The sequence below is a fragment of the Chryseobacterium sp. FR054 genome, assembly GCF_056844565.1.
Genome location: NZ_JBXDSA010000002.1, coordinates 479,917 through 498,023 on the forward strand (window position 1 = coordinate 479,917; position 18,107 = coordinate 498,023).

Annotated in this window: 19 protein-coding genes; 15 read left to right on the top strand and 4 right to left on the bottom strand. The window is 37.8% G+C overall.

The window, feature by feature from the left end:
• Positions 1–3: 3 nt before the first annotated feature.
• The gene (locus AC106S_RS09540; RefSeq protein WP_482438840.1) at positions 4–918 is read right to left on the bottom strand and encodes a carbohydrate kinase family protein; all 915 of its coding nucleotides are present in this window, start codon (positions 916–918) and stop codon (positions 4–6) included.
• Between the two features lie 54 nt (positions 919–972).
• On the bottom strand, positions 973–1,980 hold the full coding sequence (locus AC106S_RS09545) for a LacI family DNA-binding transcriptional regulator (protein WP_482438841.1): 1,008 nt from the start codon (positions 1,978–1,980) through the stop codon (positions 973–975).
• A 320-nt stretch (positions 1,981–2,300) separates the two neighbouring features.
• On the opposite strand from AC106S_RS09545, the gene AC106S_RS09550 reads away from it, so the two are divergent.
• From AC106S_RS09550 to AC106S_RS09585, 8 genes are all read left to right on the top strand, one after another.
• A complete protein-coding gene (locus tag AC106S_RS09550) occupies positions 2,301–2,657 on the top strand; it encodes a hypothetical protein (protein WP_482438842.1) in 357 nt (118 codons plus the stop codon).
• A gap of 370 nt (positions 2,658–3,027) precedes the next feature.
• Positions 3,028–3,639: a MarR family winged helix-turn-helix transcriptional regulator gene (locus AC106S_RS09555; protein ID WP_482438843.1), complete on the top strand. Its 612-nt coding sequence runs from the start codon at positions 3,028–3,030 to the stop codon at positions 3,637–3,639.
• A gap of 42 nt (positions 3,640–3,681) precedes the next feature.
• Positions 3,682–5,172: a phytoene desaturase family protein gene (locus tag AC106S_RS09560; RefSeq protein WP_482438844.1), complete on the top strand. Its 1,491-nt coding sequence runs from the start codon at positions 3,682–3,684 to the stop codon at positions 5,170–5,172.
• Position 5,173: 1 nt separating this feature from the next.
• Positions 5,174–6,010: a phytoene/squalene synthase family protein gene (locus AC106S_RS09565; protein WP_482438845.1), complete on the top strand. Its 837-nt coding sequence runs from the start codon at positions 5,174–5,176 to the stop codon at positions 6,008–6,010.
• Positions 6,011–6,069: 59 nt separating this feature from the next.
• Entirely contained in the window at positions 6,070–6,537 is a 468-nt protein-coding gene (locus tag AC106S_RS09570; RefSeq protein ID WP_482438846.1) for an SRPBCC family protein, read from the top strand.
• A 1-nt stretch (position 6,538) separates the two neighbouring features.
• Entirely contained in the window at positions 6,539–6,991 is a 453-nt protein-coding gene (locus tag AC106S_RS09575; RefSeq protein WP_482438847.1) for a sterol desaturase family protein, read from the top strand.
• A complete protein-coding gene (locus AC106S_RS09580) occupies positions 6,988–7,671 on the top strand; it encodes a lycopene cyclase domain-containing protein (protein ID WP_482438848.1) in 684 nt (227 codons plus the stop codon). Before AC106S_RS09575 ends, AC106S_RS09580 begins: the two co-directional genes overlap by 4 nt.
• Before the next feature lie 114 nt (positions 7,672–7,785).
• Complete coding sequence (locus tag AC106S_RS09585) at positions 7,786–8,085, top strand: hypothetical protein (protein WP_482438849.1); 300 nt, start codon at positions 7,786–7,788, stop codon at positions 8,083–8,085.
• 143 nt (positions 8,086–8,228) lie between these two features.
• On the opposite strand, the gene AC106S_RS09590 is transcribed toward AC106S_RS09585, so the two are convergent.
• Entirely contained in the window at positions 8,229–8,846 is a 618-nt protein-coding gene (locus AC106S_RS09590) for a Crp/Fnr family transcriptional regulator (protein ID WP_482438850.1), read from the bottom strand.
• A gap of 199 nt (positions 8,847–9,045) precedes the next feature.
• Between AC106S_RS09590 and AC106S_RS09595 the strand changes: the two genes are divergently transcribed.
• The 6 genes from AC106S_RS09595 to AC106S_RS09620 are packed head-to-tail and all read left to right on the top strand — an operon-like array spanning position 9,046 to position 16,322.
• On the top strand, positions 9,046–10,521 hold the full coding sequence (locus AC106S_RS09595) for a hybrid sensor histidine kinase/response regulator (RefSeq protein ID WP_482438851.1): 1,476 nt from the start codon (positions 9,046–9,048) through the stop codon (positions 10,519–10,521).
• A gap of 5 nt (positions 10,522–10,526) precedes the next feature.
• A complete protein-coding gene (locus AC106S_RS09600) occupies positions 10,527–14,129 on the top strand; it encodes a response regulator (protein ID WP_482438852.1) in 3,603 nt (1,200 codons plus the stop codon).
• A gap of 15 nt (positions 14,130–14,144) precedes the next feature.
• The gene (locus AC106S_RS09605) at positions 14,145–14,510 is read left to right on the top strand and encodes a response regulator (protein ID WP_482438853.1); all 366 of its coding nucleotides are present in this window, start codon (positions 14,145–14,147) and stop codon (positions 14,508–14,510) included.
• Positions 14,511–15,341 carry a CheR family methyltransferase gene (locus tag AC106S_RS09610; RefSeq protein ID WP_482438854.1) on the top strand — a complete coding sequence of 277 codons (831 nt, stop codon included), beginning with the start codon at positions 14,511–14,513 and terminating at the stop codon, positions 15,339–15,341.
• Between the two features lie 10 nt (positions 15,342–15,351).
• Positions 15,352–15,921, top strand: a complete 570-nt coding sequence (locus AC106S_RS09615) for a chemotaxis protein CheB (RefSeq protein ID WP_482438855.1) — start codon at positions 15,352–15,354, stop codon at positions 15,919–15,921.
• A gap of 29 nt (positions 15,922–15,950) precedes the next feature.
• Complete coding sequence (locus AC106S_RS09620; protein ID WP_482438856.1) at positions 15,951–16,322, top strand: response regulator; 372 nt, start codon at positions 15,951–15,953, stop codon at positions 16,320–16,322.
• A gap of 54 nt (positions 16,323–16,376) precedes the next feature.
• Here the strand turns inward: AC106S_RS09620 and AC106S_RS09625 are convergent, their stop codons facing one another.
• Positions 16,377–16,664 (bottom strand): hypothetical protein, encoded by a 288-nt coding sequence (locus tag AC106S_RS09625; RefSeq protein WP_482438857.1) that lies wholly within the window; start codon positions 16,662–16,664, stop codon positions 16,377–16,379.
• Between the two features lie 133 nt (positions 16,665–16,797).
• Between AC106S_RS09625 and AC106S_RS09630 the strand changes: the two genes are divergently transcribed.
• Complete coding sequence (locus AC106S_RS09630; protein ID WP_482438858.1) at positions 16,798–18,084, top strand: cryptochrome/photolyase family protein; 1,287 nt, start codon at positions 16,798–16,800, stop codon at positions 18,082–18,084.
• Positions 18,085–18,107: the final 23 nt, after the last annotated feature.

Consider the following 18,107-nt stretch of genomic DNA (forward strand, 5'->3'; position numbering starts at 1 on the left):
GTTTTAAGAAGTTTTACAGCAGTTAATTTCTCGGAATGTTTTGAATTCTTCGTACGTATAATCAGGGCAGGCTCCGGATTTGGAAGTGATAAAAGCTCCTAATGAGGTCGCCTGTTTCATAATTTCTTCCGGCGATTTTCCCTGAATTCTTTCAGAAAGAAATCCTGCAAGAAATGAATCTCCGCTTCCTACCGTGTCTGCAATTTTAATATGAACTGCAGGGAAATTGTAAGAAGTGTCACCCACAAAATATCGCGCTCCTTTACTCCCTTTGGTAAGAACAATTTCGTTCAGGTCAAAATAATTCTGAAGATGCCTGATGCTGGTATCTTCATCAATATAATCCACACCGAGAAATTGCAGAATTGTTCTGAGTTCTGCCTTATTCATTTTAACAAGATCGGCTTTATGCAATAGCTTTTTAATGAAGTCAGAATCAATGAACGGAGGACGGAAATTCACATCGAATACCCTGAATTTTGAATGCTCTAAAAGTTCCAGTAATGTTTTTTGGGAAACTTCATTTCTGGCAATCAGACTTCCGAAAACAAATGCCCTGGAACCCTGAATCAGATCTGTATGGCTTGGAAGCACCTCAATATAATCCCATGCTGTCCCGTTTACAATTTCATATTGAGCCTCCCCATGTTCGTCAAAATCAGCAAGTACAGTTCCTGTGGGCCTTTCCTGATCCACCTGTATAAAATCTGTTGTGATTCCCCACTGATCAATCTTGCTGAGAAGCTGATAACCTAAATGATCATTTCCGATTCTGCTGAGCATTTTTGCGTCAGTTCCCATTTTAAAAAGATGGTAAGCTACATTGAATGGGGCACCGCCAGCTCTGGAACCGGAAGGGAAGATATCCCAAAGAACTTCTCCAAAGCATACCACGTAGTTATTATTTACTGTATTCATAGTTGGTTAAACGTTTAAGTTAATATATAAAAAAAATGATTGGCTGTAATTGGGTTATTTTAAAGAAGCATTTGAGATCAGCTTTGCCGACAGGGTTACTTTTTTCCCTGTTACTGTATAATTGCTGATCTGCCCATCCAGCAGCTTGATCGCCTCTTCCGCCATCTCTTCAATAGGCTGTTGGATATAAGTTATCTCAGTAGGAAAAAGATCATAGGCATCCGTTTCGTCAAATGCTACCACCGATACCTGTTCCGGAACCTTTATATTATTTTTGACGATATACGAAAGACCGGCTACTGCAAGCTTATTACTGGAAAAATAGAGTGCTGTGTTTTCCGGTGTCTTACCCAGCATCTTTCCAAGCTTTAAATGCACTTCCTGTGCTATATTCTCAAGCCCTACCAAAAGATAGTGTGCTTCCACCGGGTTTTCTGATGCTCTTACGGCCTTTTCAAAACCGTGCTGACGGTCCAGCAGATGCGAAAGCTCAGTTTCATAACCTACATAGATTATTTTATTAAAATTCTTACCGATCAGTAAGCCGGCGGTACTCTCTGCTATTTCCTGATTATCAATCGTGATCCCGGGAATGGCAACCCCTTTCAGATACCTGTCAATAGTTACAATGGGGTATTTGATATTGATAAGGTTTTCAAGAGTCTGTTCAGATCCCGCTACCGGGGCAACGATCATCCCGTCCACCTGCTGTTCCGAAAACAGTTCTGTAAGTTTTTTAAATTTTTCTGCATTTTCATCAGAACTGCCAATGATCAGGGTGTATCCAAGCTTTAAGGCTTTATCTTCCAGATTTCTTGCCATATGCGAGTAGAACTCATTGGAAATATCTGCAACAATAAGTCCCAGCAGTTTAGTTCTATTCGTTTTAAGGCTTTTTGCGATCTTGTTGGGAGTATAGTTAATCGTTTCAGCAATTTCAAAAATTTTTTTCCGCGTCTCCTCACCGATGCGCTGTCCTTCTTTTCTGTTGAGAACATAAGATACCGTGGCGACGGAAACGCCTGCCAGTGAAGCAATATCTTTTATAGAAGGTCTTTTCATATCATGATTTAATATGCAAAAGTATTTCATAAAATAGTAGAAAAACAATAGCTGTTTTTTTTTGGTGGTTTAATAAAATAATGTAATTTCGCGGAATTTTTATTTAATATATAAATCCCTGTATTTCAAATGTTTAATATGAAATGATTATTTTCATGTTACCATATTGTTACATTATTATATAATGGTTATTAAATTTAGTTAAACGTTTATCCAGTAAATTTTTAAAAGTTTTATATTTACAGGATTTTCTTATGTTAAATAGGATGATCCCGAACTGAAGTTATTAAAAACTTATATACAATTAATTTATAATCAACATGAAAACTTTTTTAAGTATTATTTTCATTATTGCGGCATCATGCTTGTCTGCTCAAACCGGTATTAACACTGATACTCCAAAGGCTACTCTGGACATAACGGCCAAAAAAGAAGCTCTGAAAGCGGATGGATTACTGCCGCCAAGATTAACACTGGCAGAACTTACCGCAAAAGGAAATAATTTGTACAGCGCTGAACACGACGGAACCATTATCTATATAACCACTGTTTCCGGCGGTGGAAATTCAGAAAGCCAGAGAGAATACATTCTCAGTAAAGGACTTTATTTATTTGACGCAGAGGCTGCTAATGGTGAAGGACGCTGGATGTGTCTGTACTGCTATGCTTCTGTTTAAATGATTACAACTGATTGAAGGTCAGGTTTTATTCTTATGACTTATTAAGTTTGGTATTAAAATAAGCCTCATTTATAAAAAAGCCGGATTATTAATATTCTATTTAATTATAGTTGTTAATAATTAAATCCATTCCAACCTGTCTTTCTGAAGGCAGGTTTTTTTGTGCTTCATTACTGCATTTCAGGGTATTTGCTTTCTTTTCACTTTGAGATTGTCTTATTATAAGTATTTAGAGAATTCTGAAAATCCAAAAATAAAATAAAATAAAAAGTATATTTATGATCTTTTATAGGTATATTTGTATTCTAATTTGTTCGATATGAATTTTGATCTTCTAAAAGCAGTTGTGGAACTTGTTCGGCAATTTATGGAACAAAACGAAGGTAGAGCGATATACAGTAACGATCTTAAAGGGTTTACAGAATGGATCAATGCTTCATCTGAAGATGATGATGAGGCAGAAAGAGAGGAATGCACAGCGGAAGAGCCGGGATTAAGCTCTGATAGTATCATCAGTACCCTATTGATAAGAATAGGCATATATGCTAAAACTTATGCCCGGTCGGCAATGGGTAATTCCGTTTTCTCAGGCCGGAATGACTTTATTTATCTGATAAGCCTTAAAACGATGGGAGCTATGACAAAAATGGAACTGATAAGATATAATGTACACGAGAAATCTTCAGGCATACTTATCATTAACCGTCTGATCCGTAATGGCTGGGCCAGACAGACCGTCTCTGAAAACGATAAAAGAAAAAAATATATCAGGATAACAGATAAGGGGCTCGCCATACTGGAAGAACACATACAGGAAATCCGAAAAGCTTCAAGGATTCTAGCAGGAAACCTGACTCATTCTGAACAGATGCTGCTCATAGCCATACTCTCTAAGCTGGATGAATTCCACGGTTATTTTTACCGTATGAATCTGGAAGCCAGGGATCTGCTGGATGCTGCATATAGGAAACTAAACTGATTCAGTATTAAAAATACCAGCTACAACTATTAAATAAATAAAATGAATACGGGAAACTTAAAGAAGAGAATTGCGGTAATTGGATCCGGATTTTCCGGTCTCTCTGCTGCTGCATACGCCGCGAAATCCGGAAATGAAGTACATGTATTTGAAAAGCACGACCAGCCGGGCGGAAGGGCAAGACAATTTAAGACAGATGAAGGATATGTTTTTGATATGGGGCCAAGCTGGTACTGGATGCCGGACATTATCGAAAGCTTTTTCGCTGATTTTGGCTGTAAAGTATCTGATTTTTTTAATCTGGTTTCTTTAGATCCCCAGTTTGAAATGGTTTTTTCAAAAGAAAAGGTTTCAGTTCCTGAAAAAAATGAAGAAATCCGTAAGCTGTTTGAAAAAATAGAGCCGGGAGCAGCCGGACAGTACGATAAATTTATGAAGTCTGCACAATTTAAGTATGAAATCGGAATGAAAGACTTTGTAACAAAACCTTGTTACAGCTGGCTTGAATTTGCTACTTTAAAAATAGCAGGAAATGCACTGAAACTTAATCTTGTAACTAATTTCAGAAAATATGTTTCCGGGTATTTTGCTGATCCGAAGCTCAGGTCCCTGATGGAATTTCCTGTTATATTTCTTGGAGCTTCACCTCAGCATATTCCCGCTCTTTACAGCCTTATGAACTACGGAGGATATGTTTTGGGAACAAAATATCCTATGGGAGGGTTTTATCAGCTTGTTCAGGCAATGAAAAAAGTGGCAGAAAAACAGGGGGTAATTTTTCATTTTAACCATGAGGTAAAAAGGATTAATATTATCAATGGAAAGGCTGCTTCATTAACCGTAGAGGATAAAGATTATGAATTCGATGCCGTCATTGCCTCATCAGATTATCATCATACAGAAACATTAATACCTAAATCACTCAGAAACTATAACAACACATATTGGAAAAACAGAACCTTTGCCCCTTCATGTCTTATTTATTACCTGGGGATCAGGGGAAAAATTTCTCGTCTGAAGCATCATACCCTCTTCTTTGAAAATGAACTTGACAATCATATAGACTGTATCTATAAAAATAAGAAATGGCCTGCTAAACCGCTTTTCTATTCTTGCTGCCCCTCAAAAACAGATCCGGACGTTGCTCCCGGGGATTGTGAAAATCTTTTTTTACTGTTACCTCTGGCACCCGGAATACACAATGAAGAATCTGTAAGAGAAAAATATCTGGCGGAAATGCTCGGAAGAATTGAAAAACATACCGGGGAACGTGATCTTATTTCCAGAATTGAATATAAAAGGAGCTATTGTGTAAATGATTTTATTTCGGATTATAATGCTTATCAGGGAAATGCCTACGGATTATCCAATACTTTGTCACAGACAGCGGTTTTAAAACCCAAAATAAGAAACAGGAAAGTCAGGAACCTTTTTTATACAGGGCAGCTGACAGTTCCGGGACCGGGAGTTCCCCCGTCAGTAATTTCAGGGAAAATTGTAGCATCCGAAGTCAGTAAACTTAAAATAAAATAATATGAAAAAATTGTTTGATGAATTGTCTTACGAAGTCAGTAAGTATGCTACTCAAAAATACAGTACCAGCTTTTCATTGGGAATACTGGCATTGAAGCCTTCCATCAGACCTGCTGTGTATGCTGTTTATGGATATGTGCGTCTTGCGGATGAAATTGTAGATAGTTTTCATGGCTATGATAAAGAAAAGCTTTTAAAGCGCTTAAAGCACGAAACCTTTGATGCCCTGGAAGATGGAATATCACTTAATCCCATTTTGAATTCATTTCAGGAAACAGTCCGGCGGTATGATATTGATGCAGAGCTGATCAACCGGTTTTTGTACAGCATGGAAATGGATCTTCATGCAATTGATTATAATTCTGAGTTGTACAAAGAATATATATATGGATCTGCGGAAGTGGTAGGACTGATGTGTCTGCAGATATTTACAGAGGGAAATAAAGAGCAGTATGAAAAGCTTAAACCGTTTGCTATGAAGCTGGGATCTGCCTTTCAGAAGGTTAATTTTTTAAGGGATCTGAAAGATGATTATCAGATTTTGGGACGCACCTATTTCCCTTCCCTGAATATGTCTGTTTTCGATAATACAGTAAAAGAAAGCATAGAAAAAGAAATTGAAGAGGAATTTAAAGAAGCATTACAGGGAATAAAAAAACTGCCGGGCTCTTCCGTTTTTGGAGTTTATCTGGCTTATAGATACTACCTGTCTCTGTTTGAAAAAATAAAGAAAACAAGTTCCCGGAATATATTGCAGCAGAGAATCAGAATTGCAAACTCACAAAAGTTGTTGTTGGCGTTTAAAAGCTATATACGGTATAAATCTGCTTATTTCTGATCGCAGAATTCTGTTTTAAAAGTAATTTTTGGAAGGCTTAAAGATCAATAATAAAATAAATGATGTACAGATTATACAGAGAACAACAGCTGAATTGCAGCATTGAAACAGCATGGGCGTTTTTTTCATCTCCTCATAATTTATCGGAAATAACCCCTGAAAGCATGAATTTTGTGGTTCTTTCACCATTTCAGGACGAACCCATTTTTAAAGGAATGGAAATAGATTACAAAGTTTCTCCCCTGTTGGGAATTCCCATGAAGTGGAAGACCATCATCAGCCAGGTAGAAGATTATAAAAGTTTTACAGACTTTCAGAAAAAAGGACCATATAAATACTGGAATCATTTTCATGAATTTATTCCTAATGATCATGGAGTGTTGATGAAAGATACTGTGGATTACGAACTCCCGTTTGGGATTTTAGGAAGAATAACCCATTCGTTATTCATAAAAGAAAAACTCAAAAGTATTTTCGATTTCAGATACAGGGTTTTAGATGATCTTTTTAATCATAAACATAAGTAAAATGAATTTTCTGATCGTTCTGGCGGTGTTTATTTCTATGGAAGGAGCTACCTGGATGATCCACCGGTACATTATGCACGGCTTTTTGTGGAATCTGCACCGGGATCATCATGATCATAGCCATAACGGGAAACTTGAAAGAAATGATCTTTTCTTTTTCATTTTTGCAAGCCCCGCTATTGCTCTGTTATACCTGGGAGTAAAACAGGATTTCAGTTATTGGTTTTTTATCGGCCTGGGAATAAGCCTTTACGGAATGGCTTACTTCTTTGTACATGATATTTTTATCCACCAGAGAGCAAAAGTTTTTACCCGGACAAAAAATCCGTATTTCCTTGCAATCCGGCGGGCTCATAAACAGCACCATAAACATCTGGGAAAAGAAAATGGGGAGTGCTTCGGCTTTCTGTGGGTTCCTGTTAAATATTTTAATATGTATTTTAATAAAAAATGATGCCTTATACTTATATCCTGATTAACTTTTTCACGGTCATTATATGTTTTTTAGCCTCTTTTGACAGACGGATACAGTTTGATAAACTCTTCGGAAAGTTTCTGTTGTCATCCACCATTGTGGCGATCCCCTTTATTATCTGGGATATATGGTTCACCGCAAGAGGGGTTTGGTGGTTTAACCTTAATTATACCTTAGGATTTAAAATTGCGGGGCTTCCCATTGAAGAATGGCTGTTCTTTTACTGTATTCCTTTTGCCTGTGTTTTCACTTACTATTGTGTCGAAAAGTTTTATACTACGGACCGGGCTGATGTTTTAAATAACCTTATTGTATTTACAGCCTTCATTGTTCTCGGTGTTGCAGGGCTTCTTTACCATGAGAGAATATATACTTTATTAACCGTAATCGTAACCATATGCACACTTGGTTATCTGCATTTTATTGCTAAAAAGGAATGGATAGGAAGGGCAAGTTTTGTTTATCTGATTTTGATGCCTGGCTTTTTTGCAGTCAACGGAATTCTCACGGGGTCTTTAATTCCTTCGCCGGTTGTTAACTATAATCCTGATGACTTTTTGGGTATTAGAATGGGAACGATCCCGATTGAAGATGCTGTTTACGGTTACAGCCAGTTTTTGCTGAATATTTATTTCTTTAAAAAAATATCCGGAAAATGAAGAATACATACAAAATCATTTGAGATAATTATTTTTAAGATTTTTTTAACATAATAATTGCTTTTTAGGCATGGTGATTGTTTATTTATATACCAATTACTAAAATATTATATTATGAATAATTCAGATTACAACAAAGCGGAAAATGCGGTAGACCAAACAAAAAATTCTTTGAAAAATGCGGCTGATGAAGCAAAATGGAAAATCGGTGAGCTGGCAGACAGAGCGAAAGATTATATCAGTGAAAAAAGAGATAATGATCAGGAAGCTACTCAGGAAGACTGGCTCGAAAGAGTAAAATCAAATTTTTCCGATGCTTGGGAAGATATTAAGGATAAAGCAGATGAAGCCTGGGAGAAAACCAAAGATGCCGCTGAAGATGTAAAAGCAGAATGGCGCAAAAAAACAAATTAACACAGATTAATCAACGGCCGGAGCCTTTAAAGATTCCGGCCGTTGATTTTTTATATATATAATATAGTTTACTTGTGATCTTTTTTTGTTTTTAGAATCAAAAATTCAGTTTTATTGTATCCGGGATCCGGTAAATTGGAGAATCAGTACAGAATGGTGCGGCCTTCAAGTTTGATCATTTCCTTATTCACCATTTTTTTTACTGTTCTGATCACGGTTTCAACCCTCAATCCTGTAAGATCAGCAATCTGCTGGCGGGTAAGTTCTATGGGAAAACAGTGTTGGCAGTCCCCGTCATAATAACTTTTAAGATAATCCAATAATCCTTTAAGGCGCTGGATAGGATCAGAGGATGCCATATTGCTGACCATTAAACTGTTATAATATAATCTTTGTGACAGGCACATATTCATCTCCAGTGAAAGATCAGGATGGTGCTTAAGCATTTCTATAAAATTATTTTTAGGCATTCTTACGACTTCGGTGGCCTGTAAGCATACAGCATTGGTAGGATAAAGCTTTTCAATAAATAAAAGCGGATCGCCAAAACTTTGATTTTTGCCCAGAATGTTATGGATAAATTCTTTTCCGTTTTCCGTGAATGTGTTCAGCTTTACTTTTCCACTGATAATCTGAAAATAATATTGCGAATGCTCACCTTCCCTGAAAATGAACTCTTTAGGCTTGTAGCTCATACTCTCACCTCCGAATGAATAAAGAATTTTCACATCGATATTCATGCAGCTTACTGTTTTTCTCATAGTTTTGTTTTTTTATGAAAATTAAAAAGTATTTTCTGGAATATTTAAAACAATTTCAATCCTTATGCCATTCATATTTTTAAAATAAAATGTGGTATCGAATCCTTACAGGTAATACGGTAAAAATTACTGTTTTTTCAAATATTGTGAGTATTTTTGAAACTAAAGTATCTGTAACTAATTATTGATTTTAATTTCTATGATTTTAATTGTTGATGACAACCAAAGTAATCTTTATTCACTTCAAAAATTACTTGAATCCAAAGATTTCCAGGTTGAAACCGCCGGCTCCGGTGAAGAAGCTCTTGGCAAAGCACTGAAAAATGACTATGCTTTAATTATTTTAGATGTTCAGATGCCTGATATGGACGGCTTTGAAGTTGCAGAAACACTGGCAGATTACAGTAAAACGAAAGACGTACCCATTATATTCCTATCCGCTGTTAATACAGATAAAAAATTCATAACCCGGGGGTATGCTTCCGGAGCTAAAGATTATGTGACCAAACCTGTTGATCCTGAGATTCTTTTGCTTAAAGTGAAAACTTTCTATAACCTCCAGGAGCAGAATATTGCGATGAAAAAAACACAGCAGAATCTGGAGCTGGAAGTAAAAGGAAGACGGGAATCCCAGGTGACGATGAAATCCCAGATCGATCACTTCCATCTTATGCTGGAGTCTCTTCCCCAGATTGCATTTACTCTCAATGAAGAAGGAACAGTAGATTTTGTTAATGGTAAATGGTATCAGTATTCCGATACAGAACAGAATTTTCCCGAAACACATCCCGATGATTACAATATCAGAGAAGAATGGGAGAGATGCAGGAAAAAAGGAAAGGCACTTGAACTGGAGATCAGAATTAAAAATATTATTTCGGGAAACTACCGTTATCATTTGCTGAGAATAACACCTGTATATGAGGAAGACCGTATAAAAAACTGGGTGGGAACATTTACTGATATTGACGATCAGAAAAAAGTAGAGAAAGAAAAAGACGAATTTTTAAGCATTGCAAGTCATGAATTAAAAACCCCTTTAACCAGTATTAAAGCATATGTTCAGCTTTTGGAAAGAAAACTGAAATTAGATAGCGACAGCCCCGAAGCGGGATTTGTTACAAAAGTTCAGGGACAGATTGAAAAGCTGAACAGCCTCATTACAGATCTCCTGGACGTATCTAAAATTGAAAACGGAAAACTGAAAATAAATAAAAAACCGGTTAACCTGGAAAAGGTGATCAGTAATGCTGTTGAAACAATACTGCAGACACATGATGAACAGCAGGTAAAGATTGAACGGCACGGAACAAAACCTGATATTTTAATTCCTTTAGATGAGATCCGTATAGAACAGGTACTGATTAATTTCCTTACGAATGCCATTAAATATTCTCCGGACAATAACCAGGTGATTGTGACCACCTTTGTAGATGATGAAGCCCAGGAAGTGAGAGTGAATGTCACGGATTTCGGAATAGGAATTCCCGATTTTAAGCAGGATGCCGTATTCAAAAAATTCTATCGTGTTGAAGAATCTTCATTACAGTTCCAGGGAATGGGAATCGGGCTGTTCATATGCGCTGAAATCATCAAACAGCACCACGGAAGCGTTGGCGTTTCAAGTATTGTAGACGAAGGCTCTACATTTTATTTTACCCTACCATTAAACTAATTTTCATGCCGAGAAAAATTATACGAAACCTTCAGTTTGGAATAGGCCTTTCACTTCTGATTTTAATAACCAGTTCAGTGGCCTCATACTGGAGCATCCAAAATCAGATGAACCACCGTGAGAGCCTGTCCAAAAGCAGACGTTCTGTAACGGCTGTTAAAGATATCCTGGTCGCTCTTCTGGATGCAGAAACAGGAAACAGAGGTTATCAGCTTACCGGGCGCGAAGATTTTCTGGAACCTTACAAACGCGGAATGAGAGAATATTCCGAAGCTTTGGTGCAGGCAGAGTCATTGGGTGTACAGGATAACAACCAGAAGGCAAGACTTGACGGATTAAAAACAGCAGTCGGCCAGGTGATGGATAATCTGAAAAATCTGGTGGAAAACAGGCGAAGAGGTGTTGTAATGACCCAACAGGAGATTGTTACCGGTAAAGCTTATATGGACGAATGCCGTAAAATTGTAAAAGACTTTGTACGGTATGAAGAGAGTCAGGTTGAGATCAAAAATAAAGATTTAATACGTTCATCAGAAACAACGGTTATCTTTATTGTTTTTTCTGCACTGGCCGCAATCGTGGTAACTGCATTTTTCTATTTTAAAATGCGTGCAGATCTTATCAGAAGAGACGAACTGGAGAAAATGCTGAGAGATAAAGATCAGGAAATGACACGCCGGGTAAGTGCCATTCAAAAAATTGCAAACAGGGTAGCCAATGGTGATTACAGTGAAAAAGCAGAGGATAACGCTGAGGATGATCTCGGAGATCTCGTAGGATCCCTGAATCACATGACCGAATCGCTGAAAACGTCTTTTGATAAAATTAATAAAAGCGACTGGCGGCAGAAAGGACTCGCTTTGCTGAACGAATCCCTTGTAGGAAATAAATCCGTACAGGAAGTCTCCGGTAAGGCCTTACGTCAGCTGATTGAATACGGAAACTGCATCAACGGCTCATTATATCTTTTTGATGATGGTATGCTGAAGCTAAATAAAGCATTTGGGCTGGAGGCCAATATGAAAAGAACTTTTGAGCCGGGTGAAGGAATGGTAGGACAGGCCTTTACGAATGCAAAAACACAGGTGTACAATAATCTTCATGAAGATGATTTTGTAGTAACCTTTGCCAGCAGCACCATCAAGATCTACGGGATCATTCTGATACCGGTTTTTGCAGACGGACAGGTGATAGGAATTATAGAGCTTGGTTCCACTTCCAATTTTGATGAAGACAGAATCAGCTATTTTGAAGAATGCTGTGTGAATATAGGAATAGCCCTGAATGCTGCCAAAGGAAGAGAAAAAGAGCAGCAGCTGCTGGAAGAAACACAGGCACAGTCTGAAGAATTACAGGTACAGCACTCTGAGCTTGAAAACCTTAATACCGAACTGGAAGCACAGACACAGAAACTTCAGGCTTCAGAAGAAGAGTTAAAAGTACAGCAGGAAGAACTCATGCAGGCCAATGCAGAGCTGGAAGAACGTTCACGATTGCTGGAAGAAAAAAATCATTTAATTGCCGAACGTAACAATGAGATTCAGAAAAAAGTAGAGGAGCTGGCACTCAGCACCAAATACAAATCTGAATTTTTAGCCAATATGTCTCATGAATTGCGTACACCGCTTAATTCCATCCTTCTTTTATCCAGGTTAATGGCCGAAAATCCCGATGAAAACCTGAATGAAGACCAGGTAGAATCTGCAAGAGTTATTCAAAGTTCAGGAACAAGCCTTTTAACACTCATAGATGAGATTCTTGATCTGGCCAAAATAGAATCCGGAAAAATGACCCTGGAATATCAGGAGGTTGCTGTTGAAAATATTATAAAAGATCTGAAAAGTCTTTTCAGTCCTGTATTTCAGGAAAAAGCCCTTCCGCTAAACATCAGAATTGATCCTGATGTACAGAAAATTATTGAAAGTGACCGGCTGCGGATTGATCAGGTATTAAGAAACCTGTTATCCAATGCTTTAAAGTTTACCACAAAAGGAAGCATTGATTTACATCTCAGTAAGCATTCTGAAAAACCGGACTTTATCATATTTTCAGTAAAAGATACCGGTATAGGCATCGCAGAAGACAAGCAGAAAATCATCTTTGAAGCTTTCCAGCAGGCTGACGGATCTACAAAAAGAAAATTTGGAGGTACCGGCCTGGGTCTTTCTATAAGCCGTGAAATCGCAAGGCTTCTGGGAGGAGAGCTTACGCTGAAAAGTGAAGTGAATAAAGGAAGCGAATTCAGCTTCATTATTCCTGTACACCCGGTAACGGAAATTGTTCATTCCGAAACCGATGAGGATCTGGTAGAAACCATCCGTGAAGATGTTGAAGAAATTCAGAATATTCTTGATGTAGCGGATGCCGTTCAGATCAACACTTTGGAAATACCTGAAGATGTGGAGGATGACAGAGACAGTATTCAGGAAGGGGATAAGATCATTCTGATTATAGAAGATGATACAAATTTCGCAAAAGCTTTATTGAAATATGCCCATTTAAACGGCTATAAAGGTATTGTGGTCGTAAGAGGAGATTACGGCCTTTCAGCGGCTCTGCAATATCACCCGCATGCCATTTTACTGGATGTTCAGCTTCCTGTAAAAGACGGATGGGAAGTAATGGACGAACTGAAATCGGATCCTTATGTAAAACATATTCCGGTACATATGATGTCTGCCCTGCATGTAAAAAAAGAAAGTCTTATGAAAGGGGCTGTTGACTTTATCAATAAACCCGTGGCCCTGGATCAAATGACTGATGTATTCAGGAAAATTGAAGAAGCACTGCAAAAAGGACCTCAGAAAGTTCTGATTGTTGAAGAAAATGCCAAACATGCCAACGCACTGTCCTATTTTCTGAGTAATTTCAATATTTCCTTATCAGTGGAACATACTATTGAAGATAGTGTAAAAGCACTGACTTCCGACCTTGTAGACTGTGTTATCCTGGATGTGGGAAGCGCAAGAGGAAATGATTACCATGTCATAGAATCAATCAAAAGCCATGAGGGGCTGGAGAATCTCCCGATCATTATTTTTACTGAACACCATTTATCCAAAGAAGAAGAGCTTAAAATAAAGCAGTATGCAGATTCTATTGTTGTAAAAACAGCACATTCCTATCAGAGGGTTTTAGATGAAGTAGGTTTATTTCTGCATTTGGTGGAAGAAAAGAATGACTCACCCGAAAACAACAGGGGGAGAATGCTGGGGTCTTTAACGGAAGTCCTGAGTGGAAAGAAGATACTCATTACTGATGATGATGTACGCAATATTTTTTCATTAACCAAAGCACTCGAAAAATATAAAGTTGAAGTCATTGTTGCGATGGATGGAAAACATGCCCTTGAACAGATAGATCAGAATCCTGATATAGATGTGGTTCTGATGGATATGATGATGCCGGAAATGGATGGGTATACAACAATTAGAGAAATAAGAAAAATGCCGGCGTTCAAAAGGCTGCCTATTATTGCAATTACAGCAAAATCCATGATCGGAGAACGTGAAAAATGTATTACGGCAGGAGCTTCGGATTATATCTCAAAACCCGTGGATATTGATCAGTTATTATCACTCCTCCGTGTTTGGTTGTATGAAAGTTAAACAGATAAAATTCTGATGGATAAGAAAATCTTAATTGTGGATGATGACCCACGCAATATTTTTGCATTGAAATTAACCCTTAAAGCGCGTGGATATGCAGTAGAGTCCTGCACAATGGCCCAGGAAGCTCTGGAAATACTCAGGTCCGATACCCTGCCTTATATTGTTCTGATGGACATGATGATGCCGGGAATAGACGGCTATGAAGCGGTGAGAATGATAAGGAATACCTCCGAAATCAAGCATGTCCCTGTGATTGCTGTTACTGCACAGGCAATGCCCGAAGACCGCCAGAAATGTCTGGAAGCAGGGGCTGATGATTATGTTTCAAAACCCATTGATGTGGATTTTTTAATAACGGCCATAGAAAAACTTTCATAGATGCTGGAACCAAGTATCATAAAAGATGAAGAAATAGAATATCTCATCAGGGATGTCTATGATCTGTATGGCTATGACTTTTCCGGTTATAGCAGGGCTTCATTCAAAAGAAGAGTAAACCGTATATGTCTTTTAGACAGGTTTACCAGTTTTGCAGAACTGAGATACACCATTATCAATGATGCCGAATACTTCAAGCGTTTTGTTGAAGAAGTTACCGTGAATGTTACAGAAATGTTCAGAGATCCTTCCTTTTTCAAAATGCTGAGAGAGAAAATATTACCTCAGTTGGGAACTTATCCTTTGATCAGAATCTGGATTGCAGGCTGCTCAACCGGGGAAGAAGCTTACTCCATTGCCATTCTGCTGAAAGAAGCGGGCCTTTATCATAAGTCTCTGATTTATGGCACCGATTTGAATCCCACAGTTCTTGAAACCGCCAGAGCCGGTATTTTTCCTTTACAGCAGATGAAGTTGTATTCTGAAAATTATATACTTTCCGGCGGGGTAAAGGATTTTTCCGATTATTATACAGCCAATTATGACAGTGTACGGTTTGATAAAAGCCTGCAGGAAAAACTTATTTTGTCAACACATAACCTTGTGTCAGACAGTTCTTTTAACAGCTTCCAGCTGATTATATGCAGAAATGTACTGATTTATTTTGACCGGGATCTTCAGGAAAGAGTATTCAGGCTTTTTGACAATAGCCTGGAGAATCTGGGGTATCTGGCGCTGGGAGCAAAGGAAACACTTCGTTTTTCCGGTATTGACAGGAACTATCATCAGGTTGAAGATCAGAAAATCTGGAAAAAAATTGATCATCATTAATAATTGCGCAATGAAGTCACCAGGCCCTATAAAGTTAATTGTTATCGGAGGATCTGCAGGAAGTCTGCAGGTCATTATTGAAATGATTAAAAATCTGGATGATGAAATTCATATTCCAATCGTACTGGTGATTCATCGTAAGGCTCAGTCCGGAGATATTCTGAAGACTTTGCTGCAGCAGTTTACCAAAATACCGGTAATAGAGGTCGAGGATAAAACAGAACTCGAAGACCATGCACTGTATATTGTTCCTGCCGATTATCATTTATTGTTTGAGAATAATAAAAATATGTCACTGGACAGCTCCGAGAAAATGAATTATTCCCGCCCGTCAATAGATGTTACCTTCAGGTCTGCTGCAGAGATTTACGGTGAAGGCGTGGTCGGCATCCTTTTATCAGGTGCCAATGCCGATGGAGTGGAAGGTTTGCACTATATAAAAAAATATAAAGGAAAAGTCTGGATTCAGGATCCGGAAACGGCAGAAGTAGAATATATGCCCAAAAAAGCTATGGAAGAAACTGATTTTGATTTGATCATCACTCCTGATCGCTTAGCGGACTGTATCAAACAATTATAATATTTCAGAATAAAATAATACTAAATAATATGAATAAAAAGAGAATTTTAATTTTTGATGATGACACCGCTATTTTAGAAGTGATCACCATCATATTTGAAGAAAACGGATACGACGTCAGAATCTCAGAAACGTCACATGATATCCTTGAAAAAGTGACAGATTATCAGCCGGATGTTATTTTGATGGATAACTGGATTCCAAGAATCGGAGGTGTGGAAGCCACAAAACTTCTCAAAAGCACTGCGGAATTCAGACATATTCCGGTCATCTACGTTACGGCTAATAATGATATTGTAGCTTTAGCGTCAGAAGCACAGGCGGATGATTATGTCTCAAAACCTTTTAACCTGGATGATCTGGAGGCAATGGTCGCCAAACATATAGAAGGAAGGGCATAGAAAATGTCCGGGATATCAGTCAGCATTAAAAAACCCTCAGAAATTGAGGGTTTTTTATTTATTTTCTAATACGGTAATGATCCGGCTTTTGCTTAATGAATGGGTATTGACATCCTGAATCAGAGATGACAATAAAAAATAAAGCTCAGGATTTTCTAAAGTAATATCCGAAAATGTCCTGGCAATAATTAATTTTTTTGAAACAATGTTATGTACAATAACATATTCATTGCTGACATCAACATCCAGATTTAAATCCCTTTTTATAACCAGTCTGAAATATTCATCAATAAGTTTTTGATCTCTCAGCAAATGTAATCGTTCGGCTTCTGTATGGTCCATCACAATTATTTTATCCTGTTTTAATTGAACAAAATTTATGCCGTATTAAACGTTTGGTATATTAATGTTCTTTTTAAATTATTTATTAGTATATTTGTATATCGTAAAGCGGTCTTATTATATTTTTTAACAGATGATGAATAAAGTGAATGTTTTTTGGTTCAGACGAGATCTCAGGCTGGAGGACAATACAGCGCTCCATCATGCGCTTAATGCAGGTTTAAAGGTTATTCCCGTTTTTATTTTTGATACTGATATACTGAACCGGCTTCAGGATAAAAATGACAGAAGGGTAGATTATATTCATCAGGCTTTACAGCAGATTCATCAAGAGCTGAAAAATCATAACAGCGGACTTTATATTTATCATGGTACCCCACTGAAAATCTTTGAAAAAATAATTCAGGATTTTAATGTTGATACGGTCTTCTGCAACAGGGACTATGAGCCGCAGGCCATACAAAGGGACCGGGATATAGCAGATCTGCTCTCCAGGCACCATATTCAGCTGAAAGACTTTAAAGATCAGGTCATATTTGAAAAAAATGATATTCTGAAAAATAATCTTACTCCCTATACTGTTTTTACTCCCTATTCTAAGAAATGGAAAGAAAATCTGAAAAATATAGAAACGGTTACAGTAAATCCGGCTCATTTGGGAGATTATAAAGGGGCTTCTGACATCATTTCATTAAAAGAAATCGGTTTTGAGAAAACAGATCTTGAGTTCATAAAACCGGAACTGAATAAAGAGATCATAGATTCTTACGGAAAATACAGAGACTTCCCGGCAATGGATCATACCAGCCATCTCGGAACTGCACTCCGTTTCGGAACCATTTCGATCAGGAAATGCGTGCAATATGCAGTTAAGCATAATGAAGTCTGGCTTAATGAACTTATCTGGAGAGAATTTTTCATGCAGATCCTCAGTCATTTTCCGGATGTTGTTCATCATTGTTTTAAAAAGAAATATGAAAATGTGATCTGGAGAAACAATGAACAGGAATTTAAGGCCTGGTGTGAAGGGAGAACAGGATATCCCATTGTAGATGCCGGAATGAGGCAGCTGAATGAAACCGGATTGATGCACAACAGGGTAAGAATGATCACGGCAGGCTTTCTTACCAAACATTTACTCATTGACTGGCGGTGGGGAGAAGCTTATTTTGCTGAAAAACTATTAGATTATGATCTGGCAGCCAATAACGGAAACTGGCAGTGGGCAGCAGGCTGTGGGTGTGATGCGGCACCTTATTTCAGGATCTTCAATCCTTATGAGCAGACAAAAAAATTCGATAAAGATACCCGGTATATCAGGAAATGGCTTCCTGAAGATTATAGTGAATCGCCCATCATAGAACATACAAAAGCGAGAGAAAGGGCATTGAAGGCTTACAGAGAAGCATTGGCAGAATAGCCGGCTATAAATCATAATTATTC